22 protein-coding genes are annotated in these 24730 nt (G+C 71.5%); all 22 read right to left on the reverse strand.

Going from position 1 to position 24730, the window contains the following annotated elements; genetic code table 11:
- Positions 1 to 1193: primosomal protein N' family DNA-binding protein (locus tag MR1_RS12030; RefSeq protein ID WP_457920428.1), on the reverse strand; the 1193-nt coding region annotated here is incomplete at its 3' end.
- 81 nt (positions 1194 to 1274) lie between these two features.
- Positions 1275 to 2468 (reverse strand): methionine adenosyltransferase, encoded by a 1194-nt coding sequence (metK, locus tag MR1_RS12035; protein WP_067246924.1) that lies wholly within the window; start codon positions 2466 to 2468, stop codon positions 1275 to 1277.
- A 131-nt stretch (positions 2469 to 2599) separates the two neighbouring features.
- Positions 2600 to 2854, reverse strand: a complete 255-nt coding sequence (gene rpoZ, locus MR1_RS12040) for a DNA-directed RNA polymerase subunit omega (protein WP_067246927.1) — start codon at positions 2852 to 2854, stop codon at positions 2600 to 2602.
- A gap of 81 nt (positions 2855 to 2935) precedes the next feature.
- A complete protein-coding gene (gene gmk, locus MR1_RS12045; RefSeq protein ID WP_067246930.1) occupies positions 2936 to 3850 on the reverse strand; it encodes a guanylate kinase in 915 nt (304 codons plus the stop codon).
- On the reverse strand, positions 3843 to 4694 hold the full coding sequence (gene pyrF, locus MR1_RS12050; RefSeq protein ID WP_067246933.1) for an orotidine-5'-phosphate decarboxylase: 852 nt from the start codon (positions 4692 to 4694) through the stop codon (positions 3843 to 3845). The genes gmk and pyrF overlap by 8 nt, the downstream gene beginning before the upstream one ends.
- On the reverse strand, positions 4691 to 7990 hold the full coding sequence (gene carB, locus MR1_RS12055; protein ID WP_067246935.1) for a carbamoyl-phosphate synthase large subunit: 3300 nt from the start codon (positions 7988 to 7990) through the stop codon (positions 4691 to 4693). Before carB ends, pyrF begins: the two co-directional genes overlap by 4 nt.
- A complete protein-coding gene (gene carA / locus MR1_RS12060) occupies positions 7990 to 9168 on the reverse strand; it encodes a glutamine-hydrolyzing carbamoyl-phosphate synthase small subunit (RefSeq protein WP_067246939.1) in 1179 nt (392 codons plus the stop codon). The genes carB and carA overlap by 1 nt, the downstream gene beginning before the upstream one ends.
- The gene (locus MR1_RS12065; RefSeq protein ID WP_067246942.1) at positions 9165 to 9668 is read right to left on the reverse strand and encodes a PH-like domain-containing protein; all 504 of its coding nucleotides are present in this window, start codon (positions 9666 to 9668) and stop codon (positions 9165 to 9167) included. The genes carA and MR1_RS12065 overlap by 4 nt, the downstream gene beginning before the upstream one ends.
- On the reverse strand, positions 9665 to 10969 hold the full coding sequence (locus tag MR1_RS12070) for a dihydroorotase (protein ID WP_067246947.1): 1305 nt from the start codon (positions 10967 to 10969) through the stop codon (positions 9665 to 9667). Before MR1_RS12070 ends, MR1_RS12065 begins: the two co-directional genes overlap by 4 nt.
- The gene (locus MR1_RS12075) at positions 10966 to 11949 is read right to left on the reverse strand and encodes an aspartate carbamoyltransferase catalytic subunit (RefSeq protein WP_067246951.1); all 984 of its coding nucleotides are present in this window, start codon (positions 11947 to 11949) and stop codon (positions 10966 to 10968) included. The genes MR1_RS12070 and MR1_RS12075 overlap by 4 nt, the downstream gene beginning before the upstream one ends.
- The gene (pyrR, locus tag MR1_RS12080; protein ID WP_067246954.1) at positions 11946 to 12491 is read right to left on the reverse strand and encodes a bifunctional pyr operon transcriptional regulator/uracil phosphoribosyltransferase PyrR; all 546 of its coding nucleotides are present in this window, start codon (positions 12489 to 12491) and stop codon (positions 11946 to 11948) included. The genes MR1_RS12075 and pyrR overlap by 4 nt, the downstream gene beginning before the upstream one ends.
- A gap of 190 nt (positions 12492 to 12681) precedes the next feature.
- Complete coding sequence (locus MR1_RS12085) at positions 12682 to 14259, reverse strand: Rieske 2Fe-2S domain-containing protein (protein ID WP_067246957.1); 1578 nt, start codon at positions 14257 to 14259, stop codon at positions 12682 to 12684.
- 120 nt (positions 14260 to 14379) lie between these two features.
- Positions 14380 to 17364 carry a DEAD/DEAH box helicase gene (locus tag MR1_RS12090; protein ID WP_067246961.1) on the reverse strand — a complete coding sequence of 995 codons (2985 nt, stop codon included), beginning with the start codon at positions 17362 to 17364 and terminating at the stop codon, positions 14380 to 14382.
- 62 nt (positions 17365 to 17426) lie between these two features.
- Positions 17427 to 17837 carry a transcription antitermination factor NusB gene (gene nusB, locus MR1_RS12095; RefSeq protein WP_067246965.1) on the reverse strand — a complete coding sequence of 137 codons (411 nt, stop codon included), beginning with the start codon at positions 17835 to 17837 and terminating at the stop codon, positions 17427 to 17429.
- A 13-nt stretch (positions 17838 to 17850) separates the two neighbouring features.
- Positions 17851 to 18414: an elongation factor P gene (gene efp, locus MR1_RS12100; protein WP_067246968.1), complete on the reverse strand. Its 564-nt coding sequence runs from the start codon at positions 18412 to 18414 to the stop codon at positions 17851 to 17853.
- Between the two features lie 170 nt (positions 18415 to 18584).
- Positions 18585 to 19025 carry a type II 3-dehydroquinate dehydratase gene (locus MR1_RS12105; RefSeq protein WP_067246973.1) on the reverse strand — a complete coding sequence of 147 codons (441 nt, stop codon included), beginning with the start codon at positions 19023 to 19025 and terminating at the stop codon, positions 18585 to 18587.
- A gap of 12 nt (positions 19026 to 19037) precedes the next feature.
- Positions 19038 to 19550: a GNAT family N-acetyltransferase gene (locus tag MR1_RS12110; RefSeq protein ID WP_067246974.1), complete on the reverse strand. Its 513-nt coding sequence runs from the start codon at positions 19548 to 19550 to the stop codon at positions 19038 to 19040.
- The gene (aroB, locus tag MR1_RS12115) at positions 19547 to 20638 is read right to left on the reverse strand and encodes a 3-dehydroquinate synthase (protein ID WP_067246975.1); all 1092 of its coding nucleotides are present in this window, start codon (positions 20636 to 20638) and stop codon (positions 19547 to 19549) included. The genes MR1_RS12110 and aroB overlap by 4 nt, the downstream gene beginning before the upstream one ends.
- Complete coding sequence (locus tag MR1_RS12120) at positions 20635 to 21207, reverse strand: shikimate kinase (protein WP_067246977.1); 573 nt, start codon at positions 21205 to 21207, stop codon at positions 20635 to 20637. The genes aroB and MR1_RS12120 overlap by 4 nt, the downstream gene beginning before the upstream one ends.
- Positions 21200 to 22423, reverse strand: coding sequence for a chorismate synthase (gene aroC / locus MR1_RS12125; RefSeq protein WP_067246979.1), 1224 nt, complete (start codon positions 22421 to 22423; stop codon positions 21200 to 21202). The genes MR1_RS12120 and aroC overlap by 8 nt, the downstream gene beginning before the upstream one ends.
- A gap of 4 nt (positions 22424 to 22427) precedes the next feature.
- Complete coding sequence (locus tag MR1_RS12130) at positions 22428 to 23282, reverse strand: shikimate dehydrogenase family protein (protein WP_067246982.1); 855 nt, start codon at positions 23280 to 23282, stop codon at positions 22428 to 22430.
- Positions 23276 to 24730 carry an endolytic transglycosylase MltG gene (gene mltG, locus MR1_RS12135; RefSeq protein WP_067246985.1) on the reverse strand — a complete coding sequence of 485 codons (1455 nt, stop codon included), beginning with the start codon at positions 24728 to 24730 and terminating at the stop codon, positions 23276 to 23278. The genes MR1_RS12130 and mltG overlap by 7 nt, the downstream gene beginning before the upstream one ends.

Consider the following 24730-nt stretch of genomic DNA (forward strand, 5'->3'; position numbering starts at 1 on the left):
TGCGCGGCGCCGAGGGGACCGCCGCAGTGCGTGCATCGCGCCGGGGCCCGGCACCCGGCGCACACGAGACTGGGCGAGAATCCGGGACGCGCCACCTGGATCAGCACGGGTCCCGACGCCGTCGCCTCCCGGGCGGTCAGGAAGGCCCGGGACGGCAGCCGGTGCCCCCGCCGATCCAGGTCCTCGACCGAGTCCAGCACCACGCGCGGGGTGATCCGCCGGGTGGCCGTGATCGCCCGAACCCATCCGGACTCCACCAGGCGCTCGACGTCCGTCGTCCGGGTGTGCCCCACGAACAGCAGCGCGCTCTCCTCGCGCTCCTGCCGCTGCAGCGCCGCGTCCCGCGCGTGCACGTAGGGCGCCAGCGGCTCGGCGAGGAGCGGGTCGCCATCGTCCCAGAGCGCGACGAGCCCTGCCCGTACCGGCGCGTAGACGGCCGAGCGGTTGCCGAGCACGATGCACGGCGCCTCCTGCAGGGTGCGCAGATACGCCCGGTAGCGCTCCGGTCCGCTCTGCCGCGCGTCGAGCCGCGCGACCGCATCTCCCGGGACGCGATCCCGGAGGGCCAGCGCGACCAGATCCAGGTCCCGATGGTCGGGGACCACGAGGACCGCCGACGAGCCGCGGACGACCGTGCGGACCGCCGCGGCCGCGAGGAGCCGGGCCCATTCGGGCACGCCGTCCTCATGCACCCGCGGAATCGCCTCGACGGCGGCCCGCCCGCCGTCCTCCAGCAGGGCGGTGAGCCCGTCGTAGTCCGCGAGGACCTCCGTCGCAGCATCGGCGGACCCGGGCGCGAACTCCTCCCCGCCTGGCGCCGCCTCGGCCCCCGCGGCCAGCCACGCCTTCTCGACGCGGACCTGGCGCTTGGGCACGACCAGGCGCAGGACGTCCGAGGCGCTCCCCGCGGCGCGGTCGGCGACCCGGCGGGCGAGGGCGTAGAGCCGCTCGGGAAGCACGGCGGCCGCCGACACGACGGCGTCCACCTCGGCGAGGGTCCGCGCATCGTCCTCTTCGACGCCGACCTCCACGACATAGGCGTCGAGGAGCCGCCCTGCGGACCGCAGAGGCACGCGCACGCGGACCCCGGGAGCGACCTCGTCGCGCAGCTCCGGCGGGACCGTATAGTCGAACAGGCGATCCAGCTGCGGCAGGGGCGAGTCCAGCACGACCCGGACGATCGGGCGCGTCAACGCCGTCTCCCCCGGTCACCCGCCGAGCGGCGGCGGCCGACCGGGCCCCTGGCGTGCGTCAGCCGGTGCACCACCCCGCGCTCACAGCCCGGCCGCGCGGCGGAGCTCCTCGGCCCGCGTCGTCTGCTCCCAGGTGAAGTCCGGGAGCTCTCGGCCGAAGTGCCCGTACGCCGCGGTCTGGGCGTAGATCGGGCGGAGCAGGTCGAGGTCCTCGATGATCGCCTGCGGCCGCAGATCGAACACGGACTCGATCGCCCGGGTGATGACGTCGTCCGCCACCCGGCCCGTGCCGAACGTCTCCACGTACAGCCCGACCGGCTGGGCGACGCCGATGGCGTAGGCCACCTGGACCTCGAGACGGTCCGCGAGTCCCGCCGCGACCGCGTTCTTGGCCACCCAGCGCATCGCGTAGGCCCCGGAGCGGTCGACCTTCGACGGATCCTTGCCGCTGAACGCCCCGCCGCCGTGACGGGCGGCGCCGCCGTAGGTGTCGATGATGATCTTGCGGCCGGTGAGGCCGGCGTCGCCCTTCGGGCCGCCCGTGACGAACGGGCCCGCCGGGTTGATGTAGTAGGTGACGTCGTCGAGGTCCAGCCCGGTCGTGGCGAGCACCGGGTCGATGACGTGCTCGCGCACCTGCGCCTTGAGCTCGTCCTGGGAGACGTCCGGGTTGTGCTGCGTCGAGAGCACGACCGCGTCCACCGTCTTCGGCGCGAAGCCGTCGTAGCCGAGCGTCACCTGGGTCTTCCCGTCCGGACGGAGGAACGGGAGCACGCCCCAGCGGCGCACCTCCGTGAGGCGTTCGGCGATGCGGTGGGCGGTCCAGGCGGCCATGGGCATGAGCTGCGGGGTCTCGGTGGTCGCGAACCCGAACATGATGCCCTGGTCCCCGGCGCCGAGCAGGTCCCGCGGGTCCGCCGAACCGCCTTCGCGATGCTCGTGCGCCTTGTCCACGCCGTGCGCGATGTCTCCGGACTGCTCCCCCACCGACACGCTCACCCCGCACGACGAGCCGTCGAAGCCCGTGTCGCTCGACGTGTAGCCGATGCCGTTCACGACGTCGCGCACGATCGTCGGGATGTCCGCGTACGCCTCGGTCCGGATCTCGCCGGCGACGTGCACGAGCCCCGTCGTGACCAGGGTCTCCACGGCGACGCGCGAGCCGGTGTCCTGGGCGATGAGACCGTCCAGGATGCTGTCCGAGATCTGGTCGCAGATCTTGTCGGGGTGGCCCTCGGTGACGGACTCGGACGTGAAAAGGCGCAGTGCGCTCATCGATGCTCCATCGGTAGCGGGCGAGAGGGCTCAGACCGGGCGCCGGTGGGCGCGATCCGGACGGGCTCCTCCCAGTATGACCGGAGCCGTCGACATCCGCTGCGGGATGACGACGGCTCCGGGACGGACGATCACTCCGCGTGACGGATGCGGAGCTTGTCCTCGTTGATCTCGTGCAGCGCGATCGTCAGGGGCTTGTCCTCGACCGACGAGTCGACCAGCGGCCCGACGTTGTCGAAGAGGTTCCCCTCGTGCAGGTCGGAGTAGTAGTCGTTGATCTGACGCGCGCGCTTGGCCGCGTAGATCACCAGCTCGTACTTCGACTCGACGCGCTCGAGCAGGTTGTCGATGGGCGGATCGATGATGCCCTGGTTGTGGCCGGCCATGGAGGACCTCCTGGTTCAGGCGGCGGGTCGCCGCGGAGAAGACGGTGGGGCGCGCACCCCCTCACAAACTCGGGGGACGGTTCAGCGCGCAGAGTCCGAGGTCAATTCTACGACCTCTCGGGCGGCGGAGGCGACGTCCTCGTTCACGACACGGTGATCGAACTCGCCCTGTGCCGCCAGCTCGACCTTCGCGGTGCGCAGTCGCCGGGTCCGCTCCGCCTCGTCCTCGGTTCCGCGTCCGACGAGGCGGTGGACCAGCTCGTCCCACGACGGCGGCAGCAGGAACACGAGGGTGGCGGAGGGGTCGGCGGCGCGCACCTGGCGCGCGCCCTGCAGATCGATCTCGAGGAGCACGGTCTTCCCCTCGGCCAGGGCGCGCTCGATCGGCGCCCGCGGCGTGCCGTAGCGGAACCGGTTGTGCACGGTCGCGTGCTCGAGCAGCTCCCCCTCCGCGATCATCCGGTCGAACTCGGCGTCGTCCACGAAGTAGTAGTGCACGCCGTCCTGCTCACCGGGGCGCGGTGCCCGCGTCGTGGCGGAGACGGACAGGTGGATCTCCGGGTGGTGGTCGCGGATGTGGGCCGCGACCGTGCCCTTGCCGACCGCCGTCGGGCCCGCGAGCACGAGCAGGCGGCTGCGGTTCGCACGGGGACGGGGCACGGGGAAGCGGGCGTCGAGCCAGTCCTGCAGCGCTCGACGCTGGCGGACGCCGAGGCCGCCCAGGCGCTTGACCGGGGAGATCTGGAGCTCCGTCATCACGCGGTCGCGCTTGCCGGCCCCGATCGCCGGGAGCGCGGTCAGGAAGTCCGGCACCCGGAGCGTTCCCGCGGTCGAGTCCGGATCCTCGAACGCGCGGGCGACGACGTCCTGCGGGGACACCACGCGCATGGCCAGATCGCGCTTCAGAGACGCCCGCGCCCGACGGCGCTCCACCGCACGCCGCGCGGCGGCCGCGCGGTCGACCTCCGGCACCTCTCGTCTGACGACCTCACTCACCCTGTGCCTCCCGGTACTGTGCGACGCGTTCCTCGATCCTCTTCGCGATCCCCGTGGGCCCTGCCGACAGGATGCTGCGGCTCTCGCTGGCGAGCACGTTCCGCGCCAGCGCTCCGAAGCGGCGTCGGAGATCGGCGGGCTCCGCCCCCTGTGCCCCGAACCCCGGCGCCAGCAGCGGTGCACCGGACAGCAGCGCGTCGTCGAGCCCGAAGCGCGCTCGGTCGACCGTGGCGCCGACGACCAGACCGATGGCGCCGAGACCGCCCGAGCGGTCATCGATCGCCGCGGTCTCCTGCGCCACCCGCGCGGCCACGGAGACGTCCGAACCTGCGGCGGACGCCGTGCGGGCCCGCTGCACCACCTCGCCGTCCGGATTGCTGGTGGCGGCGAGCACGAAGACGCCCTTGCCGGCGGCCACCGCGTGCGTCATCAGATCCCGCAGGGAGTCCGGGCCGAGATAGGGGCTCACGGTCACCGCGTCCGCCTCCAGGGGCGACCCCGCACCGAGCCAGGCATCCGCATAACCGTCCATCGTCGATCCGATGTCTCCGCGTTTGGCGTCGGCCACCACGAGGAGTCCGGCCGCACGCGCCTGGGACATGACGTCCTCCAGCGCCGCGAAGCCCCGCGCGCCGAAGCGCTCGAAGAACGAGACCTGCGGTTTCACCGCCCCGACCCGTCCGGCCGCGGCCTCCACGACGGCGCGCCCGAAGGCGCGCACGCCGTCCGCGTCCTGCGGGAGGCCCCACGCGTCCAGGAGCGCCGCATGCGGGTCGATGCCCACGCACAGCGGTCCCTTCGCGTCGAGGGCCGCGCGCAGCCGCGTGCCGAAGGCCTCCGTCATCGGGCCGCCGCCATCCGCGCCGCACGGTCGTCGGCGTACTCCTGGAGGCTCCGGACCCGGAACCCGTCGTCGATCGCGTCCATCCCGCTCACCGCGGCGCCGAGCGTCGCGATGGTGGTGAACAGCGCCTTGTCGGCGGCGACGGCGGCGGCACGGATCTCGTAGCCGTCCGCACGCGCGGCTCCCCCGCTCGGCGTGTTCACGACGATGTCGATCGATCCGGCGTTGATGAGGTCGACGATGTTCTCGGCCCCGGACTCCTGGGTCTCGCTGTACTTGTCGACGACCGTGACGGCGATGCCGTTGCGAGAGAGGATCTCCGCGGTCCCCTCGGTCGCCACGATCGTGAAGCCGAGCTGCTGGAGCCGATGGGCGGGCAGGATCACCGCACGCTTGTCCGCGTCCGCGACCGAGATGAACACCGTGCCGGAGGTCGGCATCCCGCCGTACGCGGCGGCCTGGCTCTTGGCGAAGGCCGTCGGGAAGTCGCGGTCGATTCCCATGACCTCGCCCGTCGATCGCATCTCGGGGCCCAGCACGGAGTCGACGATCTTGCCGGAGTGGGTCCGGAACCGCTTGAACGGGAGGACCGCCTCCTTCACCGAGACCGGGGAGTCCAGCGGCACACGCGAGCCGTCCTGGGCGGGCAGCAGCCCCTCCGCACGGAGCTCGGCGATGGTGGAGCCGGTCATGATGCGGCTGGCGGCCTTGGCCATCGGGATCCCCAGCGCCTTCGAGACGAACGGCACGGTCCGGCTGGCACGCGGGTTGGCCTCGATCACATAGAGGACGCCGGCGCTGATGGCGAACTGCACGTTGAGCAGCCCGCGCACGCCCACGCCCTCGGCGATCGCCAGGGTCGCCTCACGGACGCGGTCCACGTCGGTGCGTCCGAGCGAGACCGGCGGAAGGGTGCAACTGGAGTCGCCGGAGTGGATGCCCGCCTCCTCCAGGTGCTCCATCACGCCCCCGATGTACAGCTCGGTGCCGTCGAACAGCGCGTCCACGTCCAGCTCGATGGCGTCGTCCAGGAACCGGTCCACCAGGAGCGGCTTGCCCTCCTCGATGACGACCTCGTCGGCCGTGCGCACGAAGTAGTCGCGCAGCGCCGCGGTGTCGTAGACGATCTCCATCCCGCGCCCGCCGAGGACGAAGCTCGGCCGCACCAGGACCGGGTAGCCGATCTCCTCGGCGATGCGCACGGCGCCCTCGACGTCGATCGCGGTGCCGTTGCGCGGCGCGACGAGTCCGGCGTCGTCGAGCAGCCGGGAGAAGAGCTCCCGCTCCTCGGCGAGGTCGATCGCGGCGGGGCTGGTGCCGAGCACGCGGTAGCCCGCCGCCTCGATGCCCTTGGCGAGGCCGAGCGGCGTCTGGCCGCCGAGCTGGCACACCACTCCGAGGATCTCGCCGCTGGCCGATTCGGCGTGCAGCACCTCGAGGACGTCCTCGAGCGTCAGCGGCTCGAAGTACAGACGGTCCGAGGTGTCGTAGTCGGTCGACACGGTCTCCGGGTTGCAGTTCACCATGACGGTCTCGAACCCTGCGTCCGACAGCGCGAAGGAGGCGTGAACGCAGGAGTAGTCGAACTCCACGCCCTGTCCGATGCGGTTCGGGCCGGATCCGATGATCACGACCTTGGTGCGGTCCGAGGGCGCGACCTCGGTCTCCAGGTCGTAGCTGGAGTAGTGGTACGGGGTGAGCGCCGGGAACTCCCCCGCGCAGGTGTCGACGGTCTTGTAGACCGGGCGGATGTCCATGCCGTGACGGACGCCGCGCACCTCCTCCTCGGTGAGCCCGCGCAGCTGGGCGATCTGCGCGTCCGAGAACCCGTGCTCCTTCGCCTCCCGCAGCACGTCGGCATCGAGCTCGCCCGCGGTCCGCACGCGTTCGGCGACCTCGTTGATGAGCACGATCTGGTCCAGGAACCACGGGTCGATCGCCGTGGCGTCGAAGGCCTGCGCGATCGTCGCGCCCTTGCGCAGCGCCTGCTGCAGCGTCACGATCCGACCGTCGGTCGGCGTCTTCGCGATCTCGAGGAGCTCCTCGACGGAGCGCGGCTCGTCGCCCCAGTGGAAGCTCGATCCCCGCTTCTCGAGGGAGCGCAGCGCCTTCTGCAGCGCCGTCGCGTAGTTGCGCCCGATGGCCATGGCCTCGCCGACGGACTTCATAGTCGTCGTGAGCGTGGCGTCGGCGGCGGGGAACTTCTCGAACGCGAACCGCGGCACCTTCACCACCACGTAGTCGAGGGTGGGCTCGAAGCTCGCCGGGGTGACGCCGGTGATGTCGTTCGGGATCTCGTCCAACCGGTAGCCGAGGGCCAGCTTCGCGGCGAGCTTCGCGATCGGGAACCCGGTGGCCTTCGAGGCCAGGGCCGACGAGCGCGATACCCGTGGGTTCATCTCGATGACGATGATGCGCCCGTTCTCCGGATTGACGGCGAACTGGATGTTGCAGCCGCCCGTGTCGACCCCCACCGCACGGATGATGTCGATGCCGATGTCGCGGAGCCGCTGGTACTCGCGGTCCGTCAGGGTCAGAGCCGGCGCGACCGTGATCGAGTCGCCGGTGTGCACGCCGACCGGGTCCACGTTCTCGATCGAGCAGACCACGACCGTGTTGTCGGCGGTGTCGCGCATGAGCTCCAGCTCGTACTCCTTCCAGCCGAGGATCGACTCCTCCAGGAGCACCTCGTTGGTGGGCGAGTCGTGCAGGCCCGCCCCGGCGATCCGGCGCAGGTCCTCCTCGTCGTACGCGAAGCCGGAGCCGAGGCCGCCCATCGTGAACGAGGGCCGCACCACGAGCGGGTAGCCGAGCTCCTCCGCCGCCGCGAGCACCTCGTCCATCGAGTGAGCGATGCGGCTGGCGGCCACGTCGGCGCCGGCCTCGATGACGAGCTCCTTGAAGATCTGGCGGTCCTCGCCCTTCTGGATCGCCTCGACCTTGGCGCCGATCAGCTCCACGCCGTACTTGTCGAGGATCCCCTGCTCGTGCAGCGCCATGGCGGCGTTGAGCGCCGTCTGGCCACCCAGGGTCGGGAGGATCGCGTCGGGCTTCTCCTTGGCGATGATCGTCTCGATCACGGCCGGTGTGATCGGCTCGATGTAGGTGGCGTCCGCGAAGTCCGGATCGGTCATGATCGTCGCCGGGTTCGAGTTGACGAGGATGACGCGCACGCCCTCCTCGCGCAGCACCCGGCAGGCCTGCGTGCCCGAGTAGTCGAACTCGCACGCCTGCCCGATGACGATCGGGCCGGAGCCGATGACGAGGACCGAGGTGATGTCGTCGCGCTTGGGCATTACTGGGCGTCCTTCTCAGAGATGGTCGCGACGACGAGATCGCGGAAGCGGTCGAAGAGGTAGTTGGCGTCGTGCGGTCCCGCGGCGGCCTCCGGGTGGTACTGCACCGAGAACGCGGGGATGTCGAGGGCGCGCAGCCCCTCCACCACGCGGTCGTTGAGACCGACGTGGCTCACCTCCAAACGGCCGTAGCCGTTCGGGCTGTCGAACGCGCCGTCCAGCGGCGCCTCCACGGCGAACCCGTGGTTGTGCGCGGTGATCTCGACGCGGCCGGTGGCCTTGTCCAGGACGGGCTGATTGATCCCGCGGTGCCCGAAGGGGAGCTTGTACGTCCCCAGGCCCAGAGCGCGCCCCAAAAGCTGGTTGCCGAAGCAGATCCCGAAGAAGGGCAGCCCCTCGTCGAGCACCTCGCGCAGCACGGCCACGTGGCCGTCCGACGCGGCGGGGTCCCCGGGGCCGTTCGAGTAGAACACCGCGACCGGGTCGACCGCGCGGATGTCGTCGATCGTCGCCGTCTGCGGCAGGACGTGGACGTCGAACCCGCGTGCGGCGAGGTTGTCCAGCGTCGCCTGCTTCACCCCGAGGTCGAGGACCGCGAGGTTCCCGACCCGTGCCACGCCCTCCGCGGCCGGGGTGACCTGGGGCTCGGCGACCGAGACCTCGGCAGACAGGTTGCGTCCGGACATCTCCGGGGCCTCGGTGACGAGGCGCAGCTGCTCCTCGGGGTCGCGCTCGGCGTCCGCGCCGGAGAAGATCCCGCCGCGCATCGAGCCGGCGGCACGGATGTGCCGGGTGACGGCGCGCGTGTCGATGCCGCGGATGCCGACGATCCCGTCACGCACCAGCAGGTCGTCGAGCGAGCTGTTCGCCCGCCAGTTCGAGACGACGCGCGAGGGGTCGCGCACGATGTACCCGGACACCCAGATGCGCCGGGACTCCGGGTCCTCCTCGTTCATGCCCGTGTTGCCGATGTGCGGGGCGGTCTGCAAGACGATCTGCCCGGCGTAGGACGGGTCGGTGAGGGTCTCCTGGTAGCCGGACATCCCGGTGGAGAACACCACCTCGCCGAGGGTGATGCCTTCGGCGCCGTAGGGGCGGCCGACGTGGCGGGTGCCGTCCTCCAGGACGAGCACGGCGCGGGCCGGGCCGGGGGTGGTCGGTGCGGGTGTGAGGGTCATTCGTTCGCTCCCTGGTCGGGTGCAGCGCTCAGGCGCTGAAGTTCGGTGATCACGGCGGCCGGGTCGCCGATGAATCGGAGATAGCTGTCCACGATCGTCTCGTCGTCGATACGCCAGGCGACGCGGACGAGGCCTCCCGGTTCGACGACGCGGTCGATCGTGACGGTCGCGCGGTCGACCGCGACGAGGCGGCGAGACGCGAGGAACACGGTCGGGGCGCCGTCGAGGCTGAGCGCGAGACCGCGGTCTGTGACGACCGCCTCGCCGCGCGCCCGATAGACGAGGGGCTTCACCGCCAGACGCTCGAGCGGCTCGTCGTGCCGTGTCGTGGCCACGTAGAGGACCTCGTGGCGACTCGTCACCTCGGCGTGCTCGGGGACGCCGAGCGGCGCCGTCAGCCCGGCGTCACGTCGGAGCCGTGCCCGCCACGCGACCACCATGCTCACGAGGATCAGGGCGGTGACGGCGAGGGTGATGATGAGCGCGAGCTCCCGCGTCATGCGTCCAGCTCCTCGACCACCGCGCCGTCCGCCAGCGTCTCGTAGCCGCGGTGCACCGTCCAGCGCACCGACCCGGGAAGGTCGCGGCCGAGGTACGGCGAGTTGACGCTCTGCCCGCGCAGGTCCGCGGTCGTGAACTCTCCCCCGGCGTCGGCGTCGTACAGGGTGAACTCCGCGGGCTCCCCGACCGCGATCGGGGTGCCGTGCCCGGCGAGGGACCCGATGCGCGCGGGGGCCGTGCTCAGCACGCGCGCGACGTCGGTCCAGTCCAGCAGGCCCGTGGCGACCATCGACTGGTGCACCACGCGCAGAGCGCTCTCCAGGCCCACCATCCCGTTCGCCGCCGCCTGCCACTCGCAGGCCTTGCTCTCGTCCGGGTGCGGCGCATGATCGGTGGCGACGATGTCGATCGTCCCGTCGGCGAGCCCCTCGCGGACGGCGAGCACGTCCTCTTCGCGGCGAAGCGGCGGGTTCACCTTGAAACGCGCGTCGTAGCCGCGCACGAGCTCGTCGGTCAGCAGCAGGTGGTGCGGCGTGACCTCCGCCGTGACGGCGATGCCGCGCTTCTTGGCCCACCGGATGATGTCGACCGACCCCGCGGTGGAGAGGTGGCAGACATGCAGCCGGGAGCCGACGTGCTCGGCGAGGAGCACGTCGCGGGCGATGATGGACTCCTCGGCCACCGCCGGCCAGCCGGCGAGCCCCAACTCCGCGGAGACCACGCCCTCGTTCATCTGCGCGCCCTCGGTGAGCCGCGGGTCCTGCGCGTGCTGGGCGATCACCCCGCCGAACGCCTTCACGTACTCGAGCGCGCGGCGCATGATGAGCGGGTCCCAGACGCAGAAGCCGTCGTCGCTGAACACACGGACGTTCGCGCGCGAGGAGGCCATCGCCCCGAGCTCCGCGAGGCGCTCGCCCTTCTGGCCGACCGTGACCGCGCCGATGGGCTGGACCCTGGCGTAGCCGGCGGCCTCGCCGAGCGCGAGCTCCTGCTCGACGACGCCCGCGGAGTCGGCCACCGGCGAGGTGTTGGGCATGGCGAAGACCGCGGTGAACCCGCCCGCCGCCGCGGCGCGCGTGCCGGACAGGACCGTCTCCGACGCCTCGTACCCGGGCTCGCGCAGGTGCGTGTGCAGATCGACGAGGCCGGGAAGGGCGATGAGGCCCGCCGCGTCCACGATGCGCGCGCCCGCACTGCTCACACCGGCGCCCACCTCGGCGATGAGACCGTCCCGGACGAGGATGTCCGCGCTCTCGCCTCCGGTGATGCGTGCGCCGCGGTAGATGACATCCGCGCTCATCGGGTCCGCTCCGTCCCGGCCTCGACCATCGCGTCTTCCATCCGTTCTCCCGCCAGCAGCAGGTACAGCACCGCCATTCGCACCGACACTCCGTTCGCGACCTGCTCGAGCACGGTGGATCGCGGGGAATCCGCCGCGGCGGAGGAGATCTCCAGGCCTCGGTTCATCGGGCCCGGGTGCAGCACAATGCTATCGCCCGCGAGTCGCTCCAGCCGCGCCGGGTCCAGTCCCCACCGTCGCGAATACTCCCGCTCACTCGGGAAAAAGGCGGCATTCATCCGCTCCAGCTGGATGCGCAGCATCATCACGGCGTCCGGCTCGTCCGCCAGCGCGACGTCCAGGTCGTAGACGACGCGCACGGGCCACGCGGAGACGTCCTGCGGGATGAGCGTCGGCGGGGTCACCAGGGTCACGTCCGCGCCGAGGGCGGCGAGGAGCCAGACGTTCGACCGGGCGACGCGCGAGTGCAGCACGTCGCCCACGATCACGACCCGCACTCCGGAGAGGTCGCGCCCCCGACTGTCCGCACCGAAGCGGCGCTTGCGGATCGTGAAGGCGTCCAGCAGTGCCTGGGTGGGGTGCTCGTGCGTGCCGTCTCCGGCGTTGACGACGCCGGCCGAGATCCAGCCGCTCGTCGCGAGCGTCTGCGGCGCCCCGGAGGCGGAGTGCCGGATGACGACCGCGTCGGCGCCCATCGCCTGGAGGGTCTGGGCGGTGTCCTTCAGGCTCTCGCCCTTGGACACGCTCGAGCCCTTCGCGGCGAAGTTGATGACGTCGGCGGACAGGCGCTTCGCCGCCGCCTCGAAGGAGATGCGCGTGCGGGTGGAGTCCTCGAAGAAGAGGTTGACGACCGTCTTGCCGCGCAGCGTCGGGAGCTTCTTGACCTCGCGGGACTGGGTGTCGGCCATGTCCTCCGCGACGTCGAGGATCCGCAGGGCGTCCGTGCGCGCGAGCGAGCGCGTGTCCAGGAGGTGCCTCATGCGCGTGCCGCCGGGTCGTCGATGCTCACGTACTCCTCGCCGTCGTCCTCGCGCAGCCGCACGTTCACCCGTTCGGTGCGCGCGGACGGGATGTTCTTCCCGATGAAGTCGGGGCGGATCGGGAGTTCCCGGTGCCCGCGGTCGACGAGGATCGCCAGCCGGACGATCGCCGGGCGACCGATCGACTGCAGCGCGTCGAGAGCGGCGCGGATGCTGCGGCCCGAGAACAGGACGTCGTCGACGAGGATGACGGTGCGTCCGTCGATCCCTCCGGCGGGGATCTCCGTCCGCTGCGGGGACCGCGTCGGGTGCTTCGCCAGATCGTCGCGGTAGAGCGTCACGTCGAGGGATCCGACCGGCACGTCCGTCTGGGCGATGCTGCTGATGAGCTGGCCCAGACGCTCGGCGAGGGCGACCCCGCGGGTCGGGATCCCCAGGAGGACGAGGTTCTCGGCGCCCCGGTTCGACTCGAGGATCTCGTGGGCGATGCGGGTCAGAGCCCGGCGTATGTCGGCTTCCTGCAGCACGATGCGTGCGCTCATCCGCCACTCCCTTCTCCGCCTCACAGGACGGTGTTAAAGGTTGCTGATGCCTGCAGTCTAGCGTCCCGCCCCGGCGCGACCCGCCGCGCCGGCTCAGGCAATCGCGCGAGTTCAGGCCGCCGCGGCGGCGGGGTGCCTGAACTCGCGTGTTCGCCTGTTCTCGCGCGCGGGCTCGCGGAGGCTTCGGGGATCAGGCGCCGATGCGGAGCGCTTCCTCGGTGACCTCGTCCACCTTCGCGGCGCGGATCGGGTGGCCGCTCGTGGAGAGGCAGCGGCCGGTCTTCAGGTCCCACTTCCAGTCGTGCATGGAGCAGGTGAGCACGCCGTCCTCGTCGATCTTCCCGGTGCGGGTCAGGTCGGCGCGCAGGTGCGGGCAGCGGCGCTGCACGACCCAGTCGCCGATCTCGGCGTCCTCGGTCTGGTCCGTCTGCTCCTGGTACCAGTTCTCCACGTACTCGATCCGGTCGGTGGAGAGGCACTTGAGGAACGTGGTCAGGAACTCGTTGAACTTGCCGCTGCGCCCGACGGAGAACTGCATCGAGAGGAAGATCGAGTTCGACCAGTCGATCTCGTGATCGCGGATGTTCGTGGAGACGAGGTCTGCGGGGATCGTGTACCAGTAGATGCACTCCTCCCCCGCGTATTCCCGGACCTTCGCCCGCGGGAAGTCCACCACCATGTCCAGCTCGCCGATGCGGAATCGGACGTTGCCCCCGACCCCGAGCCGGATCGTCCGGGACTTCTTCAGCAGCGGCTCCCACCACTCCTTGATGGCCTGGAGCATCTCGGCCGGCGGGATCACGTCGGCGCGCGTCGCCTCCTCGTCGCGCAGCTCCTGCTGACGCGACGCCCGCTGCTCCTCCAGGTAATCCCACTTCTCGTCGAAGATGTGCCGGATCTCCTCCTCGGAGTACAGCGTCTGCGTCACCGTGAGTTCGCCGCGGTCCATCTCGACGAGCGTGCCGGGGAGGAACAGGTGCCCGTCGTACTGCGGCGCGAGCTCCTTCATGTGGGCGAGGAACTCCTTCTGATCGGTGAAGATCGCCTCGCCGTTGCGACCGGTGCCGTTGAACTCGAAGAGGTCGTCACGCAGGAACATGGGCGGGCCGGCCATCGGGAACACATGCGGCGCGTCCACCTTCTCGATGTAGTACATCGCGCGCTTGTTCTGCGCCTCCCGCTTCAGCCGGGCGAAGTTCTGCTTCGCGTCCATGGGGAGGTCGTAGACCATCGGCCACCAGATCGCGCCGGACACCTGGGTGAAGTAGGCCTCGGGCTTGCCGAACGCCATGAGCTTCTCGAGGTCGAGCGGGTGGGAGTCGTTCTGGTTCAGGATCGAGGCTGTGCCGTCGTCGACGCTCAGCGACGAGTCCCCGATGGGGCCGTCGCTGGGCGCCCGCAGCGGCGTGATCATGATCTTGAGGTCCCCGCGCTCGATGATCTCGCCGGCCGGTGCGTAGGTGATGTTCTCGTAGCCGAGGGCGCGGATGTCGCGCTCGAGGTCGTCGGTCGGGTATTCCGGCAGGAGCACCTCGATGTCCTTGCGGATGTATCGCTCGAGCAGGCGCGGGTCGAAGTGGTCGCGGTGCCGGTGCGAGATGTACAGGAAGTCCGCCTCGCGCCCGAGCCGCTCCCAGTCCAGGCCGCGGTTGTCCGGGAACGGGAACCAGGATCCGTAGAACGAGGGGCCGAGAACGGGGTCGCAGATGATGTTCCCGCCCACCGTCTCGATGAACATCCCGGCGTGGCCGAGTCCCGTGATCCGCATGCGTGTCCTCCTGAGCGCCCCGGTGAGGAAGGCGCCGGGGACGCGGACGATTCTACCGGCGCGCTCCTCGGAACCCGCCGAGGCGAGCCGTGACAAACCCGTCCCCCGGGGTCTGAGCGGTCAGTCCTCGAGCAGGCCGCGGATGTCCTCGGCCGTCAGCGCCCCCGCGAAGAGGTCCTCGTCGTCCATGACCGCCGCGAACAGGCGCGACTTGCGCTGCTGGAGCGCCAGGACCTTCTCCTCGATGGTGTCGGCGGCGATCATCCGGTACGCGAAGACCGGCCTGTCCTGGCCGATGCGGTGCGCGCGGTCGATCGCCTGCGACTCCGCCGCGGGGTTCCACCACGGGTCCAGCAGGAACACGTAGTCCGCCTCGACCAGGGTCAGACCCACCCCGCCCGCCTTCAGGCTGAGCAGGAAGACGTCGTGATCGCCCTCGCGGAAGCCCTGCACGACACGATCGCGGTCACGGGTCGCCCCGTCGAGATAGGCGACGCGCAGACCCGCGCGGCTCAGGCGCGTCTGCGCCAGCCCGAGGAACGACGTGAACTGGCTGAACACGAGGGCCCGGTGGCCCTCCGCCCGCAGCTCCAGGAGCCGTTCCACCAGCGTCTCGAGCTTCCGCGACGCGATCGCGGCGTCCTCAGGGTCGATGAGCCCGGGCGCCAGACTCAGCATGCGCAGCAGCGTCAGCGACCGGAAGACGATGAAGCGGTTCCGGTCGAGATCCGGCAGAAGACCGAGGACCTTCTGGCGCTCGCGCTGGAGCACGGCGTCATAGCGGGCACGATGCGCGGGAGCGAGCTCGACGCGCAGGATCTGCTCCTGCCGCTCCGGGAGGTCCGCGGCCACGAGTTCCTTGGTCCGACGGATGACGAAGGGGCGGACGCGATGGCGAAGACGTTCGATCCGCGCCTGCCGGTACGGCGCGCCCTCCGCGTTCTCCGGGACCTTCCCCTGCTCGATCGGCTGGATGTACTCCTCGCGGAACCGCCGGGCGGACGGGAACAGGCCGGGACTCGTCAGGCTGAGGATCGCCCACAGCTCGGCGAGACCGTTCTCGATGGGCGTCCCCGTGACAGCGTACACCGCCCGTGCGGACAGCGCCGCCGCAGCCTGGTGGACGCGGGTGCCCGGGTTCTTCACGTGCTGGGCCTCATCGAGCACCACGCCGGACCACGGCAGCGGCGCACGGCCTTCGGTCGTGAACTCGTCCGCGTCGATGCGGAGGACGGCGTAGGAGGTCAACACCACGTCGGCGCCGCGGCGGAGCTCGCTCAGAGGCACGCCGCGACGCGCGCGGGTCCGGTCCGCCACCGCGACGCGAAGACCCGGGGCGTACCGCTCCGCCTCCCGCGCCCAGACGGCGACGACCGAGGTGGGCGCCACGACGAGGAACGGCGGGTCGCTCTCGTGGCCGGGCCCGGCGGGAGCCTCCCGCGCGTGCGCGATGAGGGCGAGGATCTGCAGGGTCTTGCCGAGTCCCATGTCGTCGGCGAGCACCCCGCCGAGCCGATGCCGCCAGAGGAGGGCGAGTCGGCCGAACCCGTCTCGTTGATACGGGCGCAGCTCTGCACGGATGACGCTCGGGACCGGTGGCGGGTCGACGGAGTCGGTCGCCCGCAGCTCCGCGACCGCCGCGCGCCAGGTCCGCGCGGGCAGCGCCTCGTGCGCGAGGTCCTCGAAGTCCTCCCACAGCGCGAGGTGCGTCCGGGCGATCCGCGGACCGGTCTCCCACTCGGCGAGCTCCGCGGCCTCGTCCAGGAGCTCCTTCAGTCGGTCGAAGGCGGGGTGGCGCAGCGAGAACCACGACCCGTCGACGAGCTTCAGCTTGCCGTGCCGCAGGCTCAGCGCCCGGAACAGGGGCTGGAACGGAATGCTGCGCCCGTCGATCCGGACCAGCACGCCGAGGTCGAACCAGTCCGGGTCCGTGGACTCGACCGTCGACACGGTGATCTCCGGCTCGCCCGTGAGCCGCGCGTAGGGGCGCCGGGGCCCGACGTGCTCGATCGCCACTCCGCGCGTCTCCAGTGCGGGCACCACGTCGGTGACGAACTCCGCCGCGTCCGTACCGCGTCTCACCCCCTCCGCGGCGAACGGGGGCGGCGTCACCGCCGTCCAGGACTCGACCAGCTCGGCGCGCTCCAGCGCCTCGCGCTCCGGATCCCGCATGTCGCGTCCGCTGACCGGTTCGTCCAGCCCGACGCGTCCGTATCCGGCGTAGTCCCACCAGAACCGGAAGGCCACCGCGTCGTCGTCCCGGCGATGGTCGAGGACCAGCAGCGGCCGAGGGACGGGCGGCGCCGGAAGGGTCACGCCCCGCCCGGCCCGCAGATCGGTGCCGCGGCGCAGCAGCGGATAGGCCTCGCGGAAGAACGCCTCCTGCTCACCCGGTGGGACCACGAGCGGCTCCGCGGCGTTCAGCAGCGCGCCCAGGACGGGCGGCACGGCCACGGGGCCCAGCACCAGTTCGATCCGCGCGCCGACGACCCGGTGCGCGTACGCCCCCTCCTCCCCGACCGGATGGACCGTGCCGGCCGGGAAGGTCTCGCCGTCCGCCTCGCCCTCCGCCGCGAGTAGGAGGGCTCCCCCCTCGTCGCGCTCGACCGATGCGCGCACGACCAGGTCGTCGCGCCAGCGCAGGCTCGTCGAGCGCTCGGTCGCGACCAGCGGGATCCGCTCCGCGCGGGCGCGTGCGAGGTGGGACCACAGCACGCCCGAGGAGACCGGATCCAGCAGCAGCCAGTCGCCCGCCGTCCCGGACAGGAGCGAGTCGCGGCAGATGCTCAGGAGATCGGCGAACCACCGCGACTGCGCGGCGTCGAACCGGCTGCCCCGACGGCGGACCGCGTCCCAGCTCGCATCGCCCTGGATCCACGCGTCGTCGGCGGCGTTGCGGATCAGCGGACGCACACCGAGGAACAGCTCCCCCGGGTCTTTGACGAGGTCCCGGGCCGTGGCCGTCCGCAGCGGCCGGGGCGCCCACTGCTGAGCGTCCGCACGAGCGCGCCGGCGCAGCTCCACCCCGAGGGCGAGCGGTGTCCGCGCCTCTCCGGGCGGCGGGATCAAGGATCGCCAGCCGTCGGTCGGTTCAGGAGGGGTCATCGCCGATCATCCTGCCGTTCGCCACCGACATCCCGGCCGCGCGACCGCCGGGTCGGAGCCGGTCAGACGGCGCGGGCCACCCGCGCCAGCACGCCATGGACGAACGCGCCGGACTCGTCCGTGGAGAACTCCTTGGCCAGCTCCACAGCCTCGTCGATCGCCACGGCGGTGGGGACCTCGTCGTTGTGCACGATCTCCCAGACGCCGATCCGCAGCAGCGCGCGGTCGACGGCGGGCATCCTGTCGAGCTTCCAGTCCCGGCTGTGCGTCGTGATCAGCTCGTCGATCTCCTCACGGTGATCGACGATGCCGTCGACGATCTCGCGCGCGTACAGCCACGACGCCTCACGGGCGGGCTCCGCCGCCGCGCGCTTCGCCTCGGCCGCCAGGGTGACGGCGAGCTCGTCGCCGCGGACGTCCGACGAGAAGAGGATGTCGAGGGCGCGCTTGCGCGCCTTGGTGCGTGCGCTCACTCAGATCCGCCGGTCAGTCGTTGACGCGGCCGAGGTAGTCGCCCGAGCGGGTGTCGACCTTGACCTTCGTGCCGGTCTCGAGGAACAGCGGGACCTGGATCTCGTACCCGGTCTCGAGCGTGGCGGGCTTGGTGCCGGCGGACGAGCGGTCGCCCTGCAGACCCGGCTCGGTGTAGGTGACCTCGAGGACCACGGAGGCGGGCAGCTCGATGTACAGCGGGTTGCCGTTGTTCATCGCGATCTGGACCTGCTGGTTCTCCAGCATGAAGTTCTTCGCGTCGCCGACGGTGGCTGCCGGGACGTTGATCTGGTCGTAGTCCTCCTGGTCCATGAAGACGAAGCTGTCGCCGTCCGTGTACAGGTAGGTGAAGTCTCGCCGGTCGACGTTCTCGATGTCGACCTTCGCGCCCGCGTTGTAGGTGCGGTCGACGACCTTGCCGGTGACGACGTTCTTCAGCTTGGTCCGCACGAACGCGCCGCCCTTGCCGGGCTTGACGTGCTGGAACTCGATGACGGTCCAGAGCTGGCCGTCGATGGAGAGGACGACGCCGTTCTTGATGTCTGCGGTCGATGCCATGCGCTGAAGGTTCCGTTCGTGTCGAAGATCAGGGGCCGTCCCGGCGGTTCCGCGCGGTGCCGACAGTCGATTCTACGGGATGCCCGCGCCCCCGCCTCGCCGGGGCGGTCCCCCGGCGTCCGGACGCGCTGCCCTGGCTCCTCGGCGCTGCCCGCAGAGCGCCCCGCTGTTCAGAGCAGAGGCACCAGGGCGCGGACCGCCTCGGCGTAGCCGTCCACGCCGCGCCCGATGATCCGGACCGCCGCGACGTCGTGGAGGAAGGAGAAGCGACGGAACTCCTCCCGCTGTGAGACGTCCGTGATGTGCACCTCGGCGAACGGCAGTGCGACGCCGGTCAGCGCGTCCCGGAGCGACACGGACGTGTGGGTCAGGCCGCCGGGGTTGATCACGATGCCCGCGCAGTCGTCGCGGGCCGCCTGGATCGCGTCGATCAGGACGCCCTCGTGGTTGCTCTGCACCGTCCGGAGCGCGTATCCGCTCTCCGCCGCCGCCTCCATGGTCAGACGCTCGACGTCGGCGAGGGTGGCCGAGCCGTACAGATCCGGCTCGCGGGTCCCGAGGAGGTTCAGGTTCGGTCCGTTGACGAGCAGGAGACGTCGATGCGGGGTCACGCGTTCACGGTATCAGCGGCTCGGCTCCAGCTCGCGACGCATCACGTACTCCCGGCCGATCGACGCTTCGGCGATCTCCCCGGTGCGGACGAAGCCGTTGCGCGCGTAGGCCGCCTGCGCCCGCGCGTTGTCCACGTGGACGTCGAGAGTGAGCGCGGTCGCTCCCGCGTCGGCCGCCCACCGGGCGGCCTCGTCGAAGAGCGCGTCGATCGTCCCGGTGCCGCGGCGCCCTTCGGCGACGTACACCCCGACGACGAGGCCGGTGCGCTCAGGCCCGTCGGCGTGGAGGACCGTCAGCGTCGCGCACCACTGCCCCGTGTCTTCCACGGCGATGAACTGCGCGGCCCCCGTCCCGACCGCCGCCTTGGCCGCGCGCAGTCGCCAGAAGTCGTCCGGCTGTGCGGATGCCCCGGCCACGGTGTCCAGGAAGGCGATGCCGGCGGCCGGGTCCGCGAGGGCCCGCAGGCGGAGGTCGCGCACCTGCTCCCACTCGTCCATGCGGATCCTGCGGACCTGGACCGTCATGCACCGACCTCCTGGTAGGCCGCGAACAGCAGCGTCTCGTCGGGCGCCTGCAGCACCGTGGGCTTGGCGAGGTCGTCCAGCACGATGAATCGGAGCATGCCTCCGCGGGTCTTCTTGTCGCGCTGCATGGTCGCCAGAAGCTGGGACCATGCTCCGGCGCGGTAGGTGCGCGGAAGACCGAGGAGGTCGAGGACCGTGCGGTGCCGATCGGCCACGGCGTCCGAGAGGCGACCGGCCAGGCGTGACAGCTCGGCCGCGTACATCATCCCGACGGACACCGCCGCGCCGTGGCGCCACTGGTAGCGCTCGGAGTGCTCGATGGCGTGTCCGAGCGTGTGCCCGTAGTTGAGGATCTCGCGCTGGCCCGCCTCCCGGAAGTCCTCGGACACGACACGGGCCTTCATGTCGATGGCTAGCTCCACGGCGCGCCGGAACTCGTCCGTGGCGGGATCCACCGCACGCTGCGGATCCGCCTCGACGATGTCGAGGATCTCCGGTGCCCAGATGAAGCCGGCCTTGACCACCTCGGCGAATCCGGCGGTGGCCTCGTTGGGGCTGAGACTGGTGAGCTCGTCGAGGTCGCCGACCACGGCGCGCGGCGCCCAGAAGGCACCGACGAGGTTCTTCCCCTCCGCGGTGTTCACACCGGTCTTCCCGCCCACTGCGGCGTCGACGAGTCCCAGCACCGTCGTCGGCACCTGGACGACCTGCACGCCCCGCAGCCACGTGGCCGCGACGAACCCGGCCAGGTCCGTGACCGCGCCGCCGCCGTATCCGATGACGGCGTCCGTCCGGGTGAAGTCCGCCTGCCCCATCACCTGCCAGCAGAAGGCCGCGACCTCGATGCGCTTGCCCTGCTCGGCGTCGGGGATCTCCGCCAGGAGCACCTCGCGCGGGCCGTCGGCGGTGTCGGCGAGCAGGCGGTCGCGCAGCTGCGCGGCCCGGCCGGAGAGGGTCGGCGGGTGGACCACCAGGACTTTTCGGACGCCGGGATCGAGGGCCCGCGAGACTTCGTCGAGGATGCCGCGCCCCACCGTGATCTCGTACGCGTCGCGTCCCGTGACCGGGATCACCGTGCTGTCGCTCATGCTCGTCCTCTCATCCATTCGACGATCTGATCCGCCACCCGCGCCATCGGGACACGAGACGTGTCGAAGACCGCGTCCGCCACCTCGGCGTACCACGGGGCCCGCTCGTCGGCGATGCGCCGCCAGCGTTCCAGCGCCGACTCGGGCGACGCCTCCGTCTCACCGGCCGCTCCGGAAAGCAGCGGGCGGGATGACCCGGCGATCCGGTCCGCCACCGCTTCCGGCGACACGGTGAGCAGCACCACCGGCACGGGACGCAGGAGCTCGCGGACCGACGCCGTCACGACCGCGCCGCCGCCCAGCGAGACGACGCCGCCGCTCTCGAGCGCCTCCGCGACCGCGTCGCGCTCCCAGAGCCGGAACTGCTGCTCGCCATGCTCGGCGAAGATCGCCGGGATCGGGCCATGCCGCCGGGCGATCGCCTTGTCGGTGTCCGTGAACCGGGTGCCGAGCCCGCGCGCGACGCGACGGCCGACGCTCGTCTTGCCCGCTCCCATCGGGCCCACGAGCACGACGACGTCGTCGGCCGTCGTGCCGGCGCGGGTCTCCCGTCCAGGATCGTCAGTCATCGTGCAGCAGAAGCGCCGCCTCGGACGCCGGTGCGGTGCGCAGCTCCTCGGGGATGGCGGCGAGGTACGACTCCAGGTTGCGGCGGGTCTCCCCGACGCTGTCGCCCCCGAACTTCTCGAGGACCGCGCGGGCCAGCTCGATGGCGACCATCGCCTCGGCCACCACGCCCGCCGCGGGGACGGCGCACACGTCCGAGCGCTGGTGGTGCGCCGTGGCCGGCTCGCCCTCCGCGACGTCGACCGTCCGCAGCGCGTGCGGGACCGTCGCGATCGGCTTCATCCCGGCGCGGACGCGCAGGACCGTCCCCGTGGACATGCCGCCCTCGGTGCCTCCCGCCCGATCCGACCCGCGCGTGATGCCGTCCTCGGCGAGGAAGAGCTCGTCGTGGGCGGCCGATCCGCGCCGCCGCGTGGTCTCGAACCCGTCACCGACCTCGACGCCCTTGATCGCCTGGATGCTCATCAGCGCCTGCGCGAGGCGGCCGTCCAGCCGTCGGTCCCAGTGCACGTGGGAGCCGAGCCCGGGCGGGAGCCCGTACGCCAGCACCTCCACGATCCCGCCGAGCGTGTCCCCGTCCTTGCGTGCCGCGTCGACCTCGGCGACCATGCGCGCGGACGTCTCCGCGTCGAAGCAGCGCAGCGGATCCGCATCGAGCGCCGCGACGTCCGTCGGCGACGGGAGCGGTGCGCCCTCGGGAACCTGCACCGGGCCGATCGAGAGGGTGTGGCTGACCAGCTCGATGCCCAGCTCGGACAGGAAGGACCGGGCGACCGCTCCGAGGGCGACGCGCGCGGCGGTCTCCCGAGCGCTCGCGCGTTCGAGGATCGGGCGGGCCTCATCGAATCCGTACTTCTGCATGCCGACGAGGTCCGCGTGGCCCGGACGCGGACGTGTCAACGGGGCGCTGCGGCCCCGGGACCGGTCGGTGATCTCGACCGGCTCGGGGTTCATGACCTCGACCCACTTGGGCCACTCGGTGTTGCCGATCCGCAGGGCGATGGGGCTGCCCAGGGTCTTCCCGTGGCGGACGCCGCCGGAGATCGTGAGCTCGTCCTGCTCGAACTTCATCCGCGACCCGCGCCCGTACCCGAGCTTGCGCCGCGCCAGATCCGCCTGGATGGCCTCGGAGGACAGCGGGACGCCGGCGGGAAGACCCTCCATGACGGCGATGAGTTCGGGGCCGTGCGATTCGCCGGCGGTCAGGACGCGGAGCATTGCTCTAGTCTCCCATGACGGCGCGGCGCATCTCTGCCACGATGACGTCCTCATTCGGCAGCGGCTCGTCGAGCTCGCCGGAGACGAACACGCGGACCTGGAGCACCGCCTGATGCAGGAGCATCCCGAGTCCCGGAAGCGCTGGCGCGCCGTCCCAGGCAGAGGCCAGAGCGGACGGCCACGGCGCATAGGCGACGTCGAACAGCGCTCCCCCGGTCGCCGCGAGCCGGGCGGTGGCGCGCGCGTCCGGTGCGGCCCCTCCCGGCAGCGTCGCGATCGTGAGATCGACCGCGTGTTCGGCGGCGTCGAACGGGATGACCTCGACCGGTAGATCCAGCTGCGCCGCGATGCGCCGAAGCGGACCGGCGGCCTCCGGGCGGCGTGCGGCGACCTCCACGCGCTCGGCGCCGAGCTCGGACGCGGCGACGAGCGCCGACGCGGCCGTCGCTCCCGCACCGAGGATCCGCACCGAGCCCGCGCCGGAGACTCCGGCCTCGATCAGCGCGCGGACCAGCCCGCCGACGTCGGTGTTCCAGACGTGTCCCCGCCGCGGTCCGTCGAGGACCACGGTGTTGGCGGCGCCGGTGAGGACGGCGTGCCGATCGCGGTGCCGAGCCCAGGCGAACGCCTCCTCCTTGAGCGGCATCGTCAGAGAGAGCCCGTGCCAGCGGCCGTCCAGACCGTCCACGGCCGCCCGGAAGCCCGCGGCGTCGACCCGACGGCGGCCGTAGTGCCAGTCGAGGCCCAGGGCCCGGTAGGCGGCGCCGTGCAGGGCCGGGGACCGGCTGTGGTCGATCGGATCCCCCCAGACCGCCAGCAGACGGGAGGCACGGGACGCGGCCTCCTCGTCGCTCAGCATCCGGAGTCGGGGTTCTCGGTGCACCACTGCCGCCACTTGTCGATGGCCGCCTGGTGCTCCTCGTAGGTCTGCGTGAACACCGTCTCGCCGGTGTCCAGGTTGACGGTCACGAAGTACAGCCACGGCCCCGCCACCGGGTGCATCGCCGCGTCGATCGCGAGATCTCCGGGGTTCGCGATCGGCGTGGCCGGCAGCCCCTGGACGACGTAGGTGTTCCACGGGTTGTCGTCGTGCTGGGCCTCCTCCGAGGTGCTCGCGGATCCCTTGTGCAGCTCGCCGTAGCCGTACTGCGCGGTCGAGTCCATCTGCAGCATCATGTCCTGATCCAGACGGTTCTGGATCACGCGGGACACCTTGTAGAAGTCGTCCTGCGCGCGGGCCTCGCGCTCGATGATCGACGCGATCGTCAGCACCCGCTGTTCGTCGCCCGCCGGCACTCCGGCGGCCGCCAGCGACTCCCGGGTCCGCTCGACGAGCTTCGCAAGGATGTCGTGCGCGCTCGACTCCGGCGCGAACTCGTACAGGGCAGGGAACAGCCACCCCTCCAGCGACGGCGCGTTGACGCCGAACGACGCCGGATCGGCCGCCGCGGCCTGGAGCTGGTCGAGCGGGACCGCGAGGCTCTCCGCGATGGTCTGCAGCGTCGCCTCGACCGTGAGCCCCTCGCGGATCAGCGCCGAGTTCTCCATCTTGTTCTCGCCGGACTGCATGGCCTCGATGACGGCCTCGGCGGTCATCTTCTGCTGGAACTTGTAGACGCCGGGGAAGAACGTGAGGGAGGTGCCCTGGTCGACGAGGGTGTCGTAGAACACGTCCTCGGTCTTGGTCACCCCGGCGCGGTAGAGCGCGACGGAGACGTCGGCTCCCGAGTCGCCCTCGCTGATGGTGACGAGGGCCTCGCCCGTCGCCTCGCCGGGCTCGTAGTCCTTCGGCGGCCCCCAGCCCATGACCTCGTTGATCTTGTCGCCGTAGGTGTTCATCACCCAGACGCCGCCGGCGACGGCGCCTCCCACCAGGGCGAGGACGATGATGAGGGCGATCAGGCATCCGGCACGGCGCTGGGGCTTGGCGGGCTTCGTCGTCTCCTCCTCCTGAGCGAACAGGTCGTCCAGGGTCGCACGCGGCTCGGCGGTCACGACGACCGGTGCAGCCTGCGTGGCGGTGTCCACCGTCTCCGCTGCGCTCGTCGCCCTCGTCTCCGTGGCGCGCGATCCGCCGTCCCCCGCCGCGGCGGGCGCCGTCTCCGGAGGCAGCCCCTGCGCGACACGGGCCGCCTGGTCCTTCGCCTCGCGGGCTGCGGCAGCGCGCGCGGCCCGCCGCGATCCCGGGGTGGGACCCTCGTTCGCCGACGCCGGCTTCTCCGGCTGCTTCGGATCGGGCAGCGACCGGAACAGGTCGTTCAGCGAATCCGCTCCGGACTCGGGGGACGGCTCGGGGCGATCAGGCAT

Source organism: Microbacterium resistens NBRC 103078 (assembly GCF_001552355.1).
GTDB classification, from domain to species: domain Bacteria; phylum Actinomycetota; class Actinomycetes; order Actinomycetales; family Microbacteriaceae; genus Microbacterium; species Microbacterium resistens.

What these genes read in the sequence shown, in the direction of transcription:
- metK (WP_067246924.1), bottom strand. Translation starts at nt 2,468, where the DNA reads ATGAGCGCACTGCGCCTTTTCACGTCCGAGTCCGTCACCGAGGGCCAC.
- rpoZ (WP_067246927.1), bottom strand. Translation starts at nt 2,854, where the DNA reads ATGGCCGGCCACAACCAGGGCATCATCGATCCGCCCATCGACAACCTG.
- pyrF (WP_067246933.1), bottom strand. Translation starts at nt 4,694, where the DNA reads ATGACGGAGGCCTTCGGCACGCGGCTGCGCGCGGCCCTCGACGCGAAG.
- carB (WP_067246935.1), bottom strand. Translation starts at nt 7,990, where the DNA reads ATGCCCAAGCGCGACGACATCACCTCGGTCCTCGTCATCGGCTCCGGC.
- carA (WP_067246939.1), bottom strand. Translation starts at nt 9,168, where the DNA reads ATGACCCTCACACCCGCACCGACCACCCCCGGCCCGGCCCGCGCCGTG.
- MR1_RS12065 (WP_067246942.1), bottom strand. Translation starts at nt 9,668, where the DNA reads ATGACGCGGGAGCTCGCGCTCATCATCACCCTCGCCGTCACCGCCCTG.
- MR1_RS12070 (WP_067246947.1), bottom strand. Translation starts at nt 10,969, where the DNA reads ATGAGCGCGGATGTCATCTACCGCGGCGCACGCATCACCGGAGGCGAG.
- MR1_RS12075 (WP_067246951.1), bottom strand. Translation starts at nt 11,949, where the DNA reads ATGAGGCACCTCCTGGACACGCGCTCGCTCGCGCGCACGGACGCCCTG.
- pyrR (WP_067246954.1), bottom strand. Translation starts at nt 12,491, where the DNA reads ATGAGCGCACGCATCGTGCTGCAGGAAGCCGACATACGCCGGGCTCTG.
- MR1_RS12085 (WP_067246957.1), bottom strand. Translation starts at nt 14,259, where the DNA reads ATGCGGATCACGGGACTCGGCCACGCCGGGATGTTCATCGAGACGGTG.
- MR1_RS12090 (WP_067246961.1), bottom strand. Translation starts at nt 17,364, where the DNA reads ATGACCCCTCCTGAACCGACCGACGGCTGGCGATCCTTGATCCCGCCG.
- efp (WP_067246968.1), bottom strand. Translation starts at nt 18,414, where the DNA reads ATGGCATCGACCGCAGACATCAAGAACGGCGTCGTCCTCTCCATCGAC.
- MR1_RS12110 (WP_067246974.1), bottom strand. Translation starts at nt 19,550, where the DNA reads ATGACGGTCCAGGTCCGCAGGATCCGCATGGACGAGTGGGAGCAGGTG.
- aroB (WP_067246975.1), bottom strand. Translation starts at nt 20,638, where the DNA reads ATGAGCGACAGCACGGTGATCCCGGTCACGGGACGCGACGCGTACGAG.
- MR1_RS12120 (WP_067246977.1), bottom strand. Translation starts at nt 21,207, where the DNA reads ATGACTGACGATCCTGGACGGGAGACCCGCGCCGGCACGACGGCCGAC.
- aroC (WP_067246979.1), bottom strand. Translation starts at nt 22,423, where the DNA reads ATGCTCCGCGTCCTGACCGCCGGCGAATCGCACGGCCCCGAACTCATC.
- MR1_RS12130 (WP_067246982.1), bottom strand. Translation starts at nt 23,282, where the DNA reads ATGCTGAGCGACGAGGAGGCCGCGTCCCGTGCCTCCCGTCTGCTGGCG.
- mltG (WP_067246985.1), bottom strand. Translation starts at nt 24,730, where the DNA reads ATGCCTGATCGCCCCGAGCCGTCCCCCGAGTCCGGAGCGGATTCGCTG.